This is a genomic window from Lactobacillus sp. HMSC08B12 (genome assembly GCF_001808415.1).
Classification (GTDB): Bacteria; Bacillota; Bacilli; order Lactobacillales; family Lactobacillaceae; genus Lactobacillus; species Lactobacillus delbrueckii.
Genome location: NZ_KV793112.1, coordinates 1 through 8,371, shown reverse-complemented (window position 1 = coordinate 8,371; position 8,371 = coordinate 1). Strand labels below are relative to the sequence as shown.

Below are 8,371 nucleotides of genomic sequence, written 5' to 3'. Positions count from 1 at the left end.
ATAGCATTGGATATGTTTTTGAATTCGGATAAAAAATGCCAAAGCGGATCGTAAAGTTAGAGGCCGGCTACAATTGCCGGGATTTGGGCGGCTACGTCAGCCAGGACGGCCGGACTGTCAAGTGGGGCCGGCTCTACCGGTCGGGGTCACTCAGCCACTTGACCAAAGCGGACCAGGCGGAACTGGCCCGGCGGAAGATTGTGGTGGACTGCGATCTGCGCTCCCGGCATGAACAGGACAACTTCCCGGACAAGCTCTGGCCCGGGGCTAAACTGGTCGACGCTCACTTTTACAGTGAGAGCGGGGATGAAGAGGAAGAAGCTGAGGCAGCCTGGGAGAAGTATTCGGGCAAGCTGCCTAAATTGTCCTATCTGGCCATGGTCTACCAGCAGAACCTTGTCGCCCCCAGAACGGGCCTGGTGATGCGGAAGATTTTTAAGGAAATGCTGACCCTGGAAGATGATGAAGCCTTGATCTACCACTGCTCCATGGGCAAGGACCGGACGGGGATGGTGTCGGTGATCGTTTTGATGGCTTTGGGCCTGGAAGACCGGGAAATCCTGCGGGACTACCTGCTCAGCCGGGAATACAGCCAGGACTGGGATGAGGCGTATGAAAACGACCGCTTGGGCCAGCAGATTGCCAAGATGAACCAGACCCAGGTCAGCCAAACGGCTTTTTACGGGATTACGGAAACGATCCGGCAGACCTGGGGCGGCTTTGACCGCTATTTTGCCAGCCTGGGCTTTGGCCAAGGAGACTTGGACAGGCTTAGGGACAAGTTTTTAGAATAAGATTTTATATCACAATAGTGTGAAAATGAAAGAGTCTGGGAAAAAAGACTCTAACGAATAAAAAAGGCTTCTAGAAGTGAAAAACTTCTGGAAGCCTTTTTGCTATGCATCTCAAATACCTCATGTTACTATATGACTGAATGAAAGTATAGAAATTAGTGATCTATAATGTATAAATATTATAACACAGATCGGAGCCAACTGACAATAAGATTGGAGAGCGTCGTCCCACAAAATCATCTGGTTCATCTGATAGACAGCTTTGTGGACACTATTCCTTTGGATGACCTCCTCAAAAATCTGGCAAATACCGGTCGTCCGGCGTACCATCCTGCTCTTTTACTCAAGATCCTCCTCTTTGCTTACTCGGGTAGGACCTTCTCTGGAAGAAAGATAGAGTTAATGCTTCAAGAAAGCTTACCGATGATGTGGCTGGCAAGAAACGAAAGAATTTCTTACCACACCATTAACAACTTTCGATCCAGCGATGAGGCAAATATGCTTGTTAAGCGGGCGTTCCTCTACTTCACGCAAATGCTCATTGATGAAAATCTGATCAGAGAAAATGCCTTGTTTATCGACGGAACCAAACTTGAAGAAGATGCCAATAAATACTCGTTTGTTTGGAGAAAAGCTGTCGAGAAGTATCACGACAAGCTTAAGAACCATGCCCTTGAGCTCTACGATGAGCTTGTTAAAGAGAACGTCACTCAAACGATTGAAAGAGAACAAGCGCAAGAAGCCGCAGGACTTGAAGAAATAGCTAAAAGCACAGAGGCCAAAATTGAAAAGCTAACCGAAGAAATCGATAGCGAAAACCTTGATAAGACAGAAAAATCAGCTCGAAAGCAGTTACGCAGAAAGCTGAAGAAAATAGCTAGGAAACTGCACAAGGACTACATTCCAAGAGCCTACAAATACGAGCAATCAGAGAAGATTTTCCAAGGCAGAAACAGCTATTCCAAAACAGACCACGACGCGACCTTTATGCTTATGAAAGAAGACCACATGCGCAACGGACAACTAAAGCCGGGCTATAACATTCAAGCAGCCACATCGAATCAATACGTGATTGATTATGCCATATTTCCTAATCCAACAGATACAAGAACCTTGGTACCTTTCCTAAGTCAAATGGCTCTCCTGTCTCATTTTGAGAACATAGTAGCTGATACGGGTTATGGCAGTGAGTACAACTATATCACGCTAGAAGATCAGTTTAAGAAGAAATACTACATTCAATACTCGACATACCGAATTGAGAAAACACGCAAATACAAGAAAGATCCAATTAAGGTCGCCAATTGGCACTACGATGAAGCAGATGACTTCTATATCGATCCCCAAGGAGTAAGATTCAGATTCAAAGGTTATAGCAGTAAAGTGGACCGGTACGGCTATAAGCGAGACTTTAAAATTTATGAAGCAGATCCGATTCAAGAAACGGATGAATTAGAAGAAGCCTCTAAAACACCAAAAGGCTATCAGCGCCGCATTACGTACAATCCGACGTGGGAAAACGTTAAAGCCCATGCGAAAGAATATCTTGAGAGCGAAGACGGAAAACGAATCTACAGCTACCGAAAAATAGACGTAGAGCCGATTTTTGGGCATCTCAAGAATGTATTTGAGTTCACCTCCGCGGAAGGAAGAAAGTAGAAACTGATGTAGGATTAGCCTTTATGATGATGAATCTAGTGAAATACTGGAGCAGAGAGCTGCTAAAGCTCTCTTTTTGTCATGCATTGGGAATCTTCCCGACAAGCAAAAAAGGTGAAGCTCGAAATATTACATCGAGTTTCACCTTTTTCATTTATCTAAAGTCTAGTTTTTTCCCAGACTCTTTCATTTATTGTCAATACATCTCGTAACAAGAAATGTAAGTCTTGCCATTACATTTTGCAAATAAATGTACGGCAAACAAAACTGCCAGCAAGCTCCTCTTGACTTTCTTCAGCAGGAACAAGTAAGTCTAATTCATCTAAATAAGTGACTGAGCTCATAATTGCGCCTCCAAAACATTAAAAAAAGATTATACTTTTTGGTGAAAACATCTTTCACTTGTGGTATATTATAGTGAATTAATAAGATAAGTCAACCTTGTTTTTGGGGGCAGTATGAAATATGAGTTAGTTAATGGTGATTGCTGCGTTCGGCAATATAATCATGTCGACATCGTGCCAACCAATTTTTGTGGTTTATCTAGAGAAATACTTTCAAGGGATCCTCAACATGTCTTTCTTCAGATTAATAAATCGGCGGGTTCTTTGCCGCGCCAGGGGTTTAAGATACATGTTTCGGCTACCTTGCAAAACTACCAAGTTATTTTAGATAAAGTATATGACCTTAGTTGTAAAAATAATTTTACGTTTAAGTATATTAGCAACTATAGCTTGTTAGAGCAGTATTTAGGAGGGACAGGCTCACTATGGATGACTGGGAAGTATATTACTGTTTATCCAGAAACTGAAAGCAGATTTAAAGAATTGATTAGAACAATCTACGATTTGGTTGGAGAAGAAGATGGAATTCCAATCTTTACTGACCAGGTTTTTAGGGACAGTAAGAATATCTATTATCGATATGGAATAATTAATTCTGATGATGATTTTATACGTGATGAACAAAGTAATAAGCTATATCGAGATCATGAATTAAGACCGTATCAATTACCATCTTTCGTAAAAGAACCTTTTGAATCTAAAAATGAATATAAACTAGAGGTGATTGGAAAAAAGTATTTTCTAAAAGGAATAATTTCACGAAAAAGTTCAGGAAGTGTTTATAGAGCGCAAGATATTCATGGTAGAGACGTTGTAATTAAGCGTGCAAAATACGGTTTTAAAGATTCAGAAGAAACTGAGATTCAAAAATTACAAAACGAGAGAAAGAATCTAATAAATTGGGAGAAGTATGATTTTATTCCTAAGGTATTAGACTCATTTTATGAGCAGAAAGACTTTTTCTTAGTTGAATCGTACATTGAAGGCTTGACGATTGATGATCTGCGAGCGGAATTTATAGGCGATAAAAGAGATAGTCTTTATTTTGCTAAAATAAGGCACATTGTACTTAATTACCTAAGATGCTTGCAAAGGTTACATAATGATTCTTTTTTTCTAGGCGATATTTCTGCTAGGAATATCATTGTTGATTTCGAAAGTGAAAAAGTGTTTTTGGTTGATGTTTCACAATCGGCGTTGCTAACAAATATGGATGAGAGCTTTTATTATCGAACTCAAGGTTTCTATGATAGACGAGTGGATTATCTATCTTCCGAACTTCAAGATGTCCATCAATCTGGATACTTAGTAATGAGTATATTTTCAAGGGCAAATGACTTTTTAAAAATAGACCGAAGCGGCAAACAAAGTTGGAATTTCTTTATTAAACAGGCAGTTGAAGAAAAAATTCCTACTGTGTTTATTAAGGCTATGAAAGTGCTGATCAATGCTACGGCAGGCAGCTTAGATAGGGCAATCGAAATTTTGCAAAAAGATGATATGAATGTACTGAGTCAAATTACCACAACTCAGCAATTACCTTTAAAGTCACTATTGCAAGGGTTGCAAAGGCCGGTGTCAATTGAACAGATTGAAGAAAATAGCCTTGATGAAAAAATTAGTGAAGCCAGAGTGGTGAAGGCGCTTTTATCAATGGAGTTAGGAAATAGCAGCTGTCCAGTTCCTGATTTTGAACAGAGTCAATTAAAAATTTTCGAAGAACTAAGTCAAACTAGGCCTTCAATGGAAAAGATATTACGGCAGTTATTTTTGATGGTTGAATATCTTAAGGAAAGAGTTCCAAAAGTTCCGGTCAAATTTGATAACTTTGATATCACAATAAAAAAGATAGAAAGTACGTTTTGGGTAGAAAATAACGATTTTTGTGGTTATAGATTGTTTGCAAAGTCAAAATACATTTCTCCATATTTGAAAAATGGTATGGCAGGGATGCTGATAGTACTTATGAATGCAAAAGTAATTTACCAGACTAAGGTGTATGACCGACGGATTAAGCAATTGGCTAATGAACTTTCTAGGATGGCGTATGCTAAAAATGGTACCTTCATAGAAGGCTTGTCTGGCATTACTTGGAGTCTTATAAAGTATGTTAAACAATCACATGATAGGGACTATATGCCCTTAATCGAACGGCAATTATCTTTTTACCAATATTTTTGTATAGATTGCCATGGCTTGACGTACTTAATCGACTCTAGAAATGAAGCCTTAGATACCAGTCTGTTTTATGGTAATCGAGGAATGGCGTTTGTATTGAAAGAATGGGAGAAGTTAAATGAAAATCGGAGAACTTGTTAGGCAAAACCGACTGCGGTTTACATGTGCGCTTGCTTTAGAAGTTTTGGGACAGCTATGTGTGGCGGTTGGAAATTATATAATTGGATTTATACTAGACTTACTGGTTAAGAGAGATATTAGTAGATTTTATCTTGTTTTAGCAATATTTTTTGTATTGTATATGGGCGGATATGTCCTAATCAGCTTTGCTGAATACTTATATATCGTACAAGTTCAAGAATATGTTCATCAACTTAGAAGAAAAACAGTTGATTATTATTACCAAAATTCTGAAACTGTTGCTGAAATGCAAAATCATTTGACGAATGACTTTCAGATGTTGTTTGACAATTTTACTCAGCCACTGTTCGTTTTCTTTGACTCTGCTCTAGCTGTCGTATTTTCAGCATACGCGCTAATTACGATGCATTGGATTTTGTTGGTTACAACTGTGCTGTTGTCAGTTATGTTTCTATACTTGCCAAGCATCTTCTCTAAGAAATATCAAGAAAGAACGCTGAATTTTTCTAATATGAACACGGCCTATCTGACTAGTATAAAGAATTGGTTAGGGGGACTAGCTGAAATTCAACGTTATGATGCGAGACACAAGCTAGTTGAAGTTTTAGAAAAGAGGTCTAAGAAATTAGAAGGCTCATTGGTTACGCGTCAAGTTAGCGCAATTGAGATAAACTTTATCAACGGTTTTATGAGCATCTTTTGTCAAGTTGTATTAGATCTCGTAACTGGAGCATTGATTTTTGCTGGAGCAATTTCTATCGGGAAACTTGTCGCGGTTGGCCAATTCTCTAGTACAATATTTAACAGTCTGGTTACGTTGTCTAACTACCTGGAGCAAATCAAGTCAACTAAACCGTTGAATGAAAAGGTAGCTGCTGCCTTAGCTGATCCACCTAAGGATGTAAATACAGATAAAGAATTGGCCTCCTTTGATCATTTGCAGACAACTGGTTTGTCGTTTTCCTATGATCACGGGGAGACAATAAATTATCCCGATTTGAAAATCAAGGCTGGCGAAAAAGTTTTGCTGACCGGTGACAGTGGGACGGGTAAGTCAACTTTGTTAAAGGTTTTGGCGGGAGAGTTGAAAGCAACGACTGGTAATATTGCCTTCTATGATCACAATGATCGGAAAATTGATATTTCACTTAAAGCCATGCATTACGTGCCGCAAGACCCGGTGCTGTTCCCAGCATCGATTGCAGACAACATTACCATGTTCAAGCTTGAGTTGAATGACAAAGTTGGAGAATACCTGCAGAAAGTTGATTTGGCTAAAGATATTGCCAAGTTTCCAAAAGGCCAGGATACTGTTATAGATGTAGAAAAGCTTAATGTTTCTGGTGGGCAGAGACAAAAGATTGTTTTAGCTCGTGCGGAACTCAATCAAAGTGACTTTATTTTGATCGATGAAGCTACGGCTGCAGTGGATCAAGATAGCACGAAGCGTATTTTGAAGAACCTTCTTAAAACTAATGCAACGATTATTTTTATCGGCCACAATTTCACGAATGAGATGGTTGACATGTTTGACAGACAAATTTTTTTGTCTAAATAACTTTTTTCGCTCCGGCTTAAGCTGGGGCGATTTTTTTGCCAAAAAATTCTGGGAAAACTAAAATGGAAGGGAGAAGAATTTTTCGCGGATTTTTGGAAAAGAGGGATGCCGGATGGAGATGCAAAGGGTAATTGAACTGGACATGCCGGTCAACTTCCGTGACCTGGGCGGTTATCAAGGCTTGGACGGCCGCCGGGTTAAGTGGCGGAAGATCTACCGGTCGGCGGCTTTAAACGAGATGTCAGCCAGGGACCGGGTCAAGCTGGCCAACCTGCGTATTACGGTGGACTGTGACCTGCGGTCCAGCCGGGAGCAGCGGGACTACCCCGACCTGCTCTGGCCGGGGGTCCGTTTTGTGAATATTGGCCTTTACGCTGAAGGGGACCGCTTCAACCAGGCCCATCCTTTCTTGCGCCTTTTTCACCATCTGCCGGAATTTGACGACTACCTGCCTAAGATCTACCAGCAGGTTTTGTTAAATGAGCATTCAGAAGAGGGGATCAAACGGGTCTTTGAGGAATTGCTGAAGCTGCCGGAGGACCAGGCCTTGGTCTACCACTGCGCGGCCGGGAAAGACCGGACGGGGATCATCAGTATTTTGATCTTGATGGCCCTAGGCGTGGACGACAAGACCATCGCGGAGGACTATTTGCTGACGGATGAATTGTACGATTTTTCCATTGAGAAGCAGCATCCGACTAATGAGAAGCTGTCGCAGGTGATCGCGAAGATGAACGTGACCCGGGGCGAAGGACCCGCGGTTAAAGGGATCACGGAGACTATCCGGCAGGGCTGGGGCAGTTTTGACAAATTTTTTACCAGAAAACTGGGCTTTAAGCAGGCTGACTTGGAAAAGTTCCGGGAAATGTACTTAGAGGAGGAAGAAGAGGACTAATGAATTTAGAAATCTGGCAAGGGGATATCACGACTTTGAAGGTGGACGCGATCGTCAACGCGGCTAACCGGGAACTGCGGGGCGGCGGTGGCGTCGATGGGGCTATCCACCGGGCAGCGGGACCTGAATTGAATGAGGCCTGCCGGGCCTTGGGCAGCTGCGAGACGGGTGAGGCCAAGATCACGCCGGGCTTTAACCTGCCGGCTAAGTACATCATCCATACTGTAGGGCCGGTTTACTCGGGTTCACACAGCGATCCCCTGCTTTTGGCGGCCTGCTACAGAAACAGTCTGCGGGTGGCCAAGGAAAATGGCCTGCACTCGGTCGCTTTTTCCGCGATTTCAACCGGGGTCTACGGCTATCCGTTGGACGCGGCCAGCAAGGTGGCCTTCGGTGAGGTCCGCAAGTGGCTGAGAGAACACAAGGATTACGAAATTCGGGTAATCATGGTGGCCTACGACGCCCGGACTTACGCCTTGTACCAGAAATTGCTGGGCTAGGAAATGCAGATTGACATCTCTCTCATAACGGTTTTAACTAATGCTAATTTGAAAATAGTGTAAATTATATTTTTGCTTACAAGAGAGGGATAGAAGATGTTGAGAAAATATTACGTGACAATCGTCTTTACCCTGCTGGCTCTGCTAAATTTGCTGAGCAGCTGGGGAACGCTGCAGTACCGCCTGATCATGCTGGCTTTAAACCTGGTCTGCGGCTTTGGCATGGAGTACCTGGTGAACAAGAAGGCGCCGGCAGAGAAATACAATTTGTGGAAGGGTATCTTGCAGTAGGCGATTTCAAT

The 8,371-nt window shown here is 42.0% G+C and carries 6 protein-coding genes and 1 pseudogene; all 7 read left to right on the top strand.

Annotated features, from left to right (window positions below; genetic code table 11):
- Window positions 1–35: 35 nt before the first annotated feature.
- Window positions 36–794: a tyrosine-protein phosphatase gene (locus HMPREF3168_RS01585; RefSeq protein WP_070488142.1), complete on the top strand. Its 759-nt coding sequence runs from the start codon at window positions 36–38 to the stop codon at window positions 792–794.
- 168 nt (window positions 795–962) lie between these two features.
- A pseudogene (locus HMPREF3168_RS01580) lies at window positions 963–2,665 on the top strand (IS1182 family transposase).
- A 246-nt stretch (window positions 2,666–2,911) separates the two neighbouring features.
- Window positions 2,912–5,116: a class III lanthionine synthetase LanKC N-terminal domain-containing protein gene (locus tag HMPREF3168_RS01575; protein WP_070488140.1), complete on the top strand. Its 2,205-nt coding sequence runs from the start codon at window positions 2,912–2,914 to the stop codon at window positions 5,114–5,116.
- Entirely contained in the window at window positions 5,094–6,674 is a 1,581-nt protein-coding gene (locus tag HMPREF3168_RS01570; RefSeq protein WP_070488138.1) for an ATP-binding cassette domain-containing protein, read from the top strand. The genes HMPREF3168_RS01575 and HMPREF3168_RS01570 overlap by 23 nt, the downstream gene beginning before the upstream one ends.
- 112 nt (window positions 6,675–6,786) lie before the next feature.
- Window positions 6,787–7,569, top strand: a complete 783-nt coding sequence (locus HMPREF3168_RS01565) for a tyrosine-protein phosphatase (protein ID WP_025896286.1) — start codon at window positions 6,787–6,789, stop codon at window positions 7,567–7,569.
- On the top strand, window positions 7,569–8,069 hold the full coding sequence (locus HMPREF3168_RS01560; RefSeq protein ID WP_070488136.1) for an O-acetyl-ADP-ribose deacetylase: 501 nt from the start codon (window positions 7,569–7,571) through the stop codon (window positions 8,067–8,069). Before HMPREF3168_RS01565 ends, HMPREF3168_RS01560 begins: the two co-directional genes overlap by 1 nt.
- Before the next feature lie 96 nt (window positions 8,070–8,165).
- Window positions 8,166–8,360 (top strand): hypothetical protein, encoded by a 195-nt coding sequence (locus tag HMPREF3168_RS01555; protein WP_070488134.1) that lies wholly within the window; start codon window positions 8,166–8,168, stop codon window positions 8,358–8,360.
- The last annotated feature ends 11 nt before the right edge of the window (window positions 8,361–8,371 follow it).

Coding starts and splice junctions, on each gene's coding strand:
- HMPREF3168_RS01570 (WP_070488138.1), top strand. CDS start 5,094: ATGAAAATCGGAGAACTTGTTAGGCAAAACCGACTGCGGTTTACATGT.
- HMPREF3168_RS01565 (WP_025896286.1), top strand. CDS start 6,787: ATGGAGATGCAAAGGGTAATTGAACTGGACATGCCGGTCAACTTCCGT.
- HMPREF3168_RS01555 (WP_070488134.1), top strand. CDS start 8,166: ATGTTGAGAAAATATTACGTGACAATCGTCTTTACCCTGCTGGCTCTG.
- HMPREF3168_RS01585 (WP_070488142.1), top strand. CDS start 36: ATGCCAAAGCGGATCGTAAAGTTAGAGGCCGGCTACAATTGCCGGGAT.
- HMPREF3168_RS01560 (WP_070488136.1), top strand. CDS start 7,569: ATGAATTTAGAAATCTGGCAAGGGGATATCACGACTTTGAAGGTGGAC.
- HMPREF3168_RS01575 (WP_070488140.1), top strand. CDS start 2,912: ATGAAATATGAGTTAGTTAATGGTGATTGCTGCGTTCGGCAATATAAT.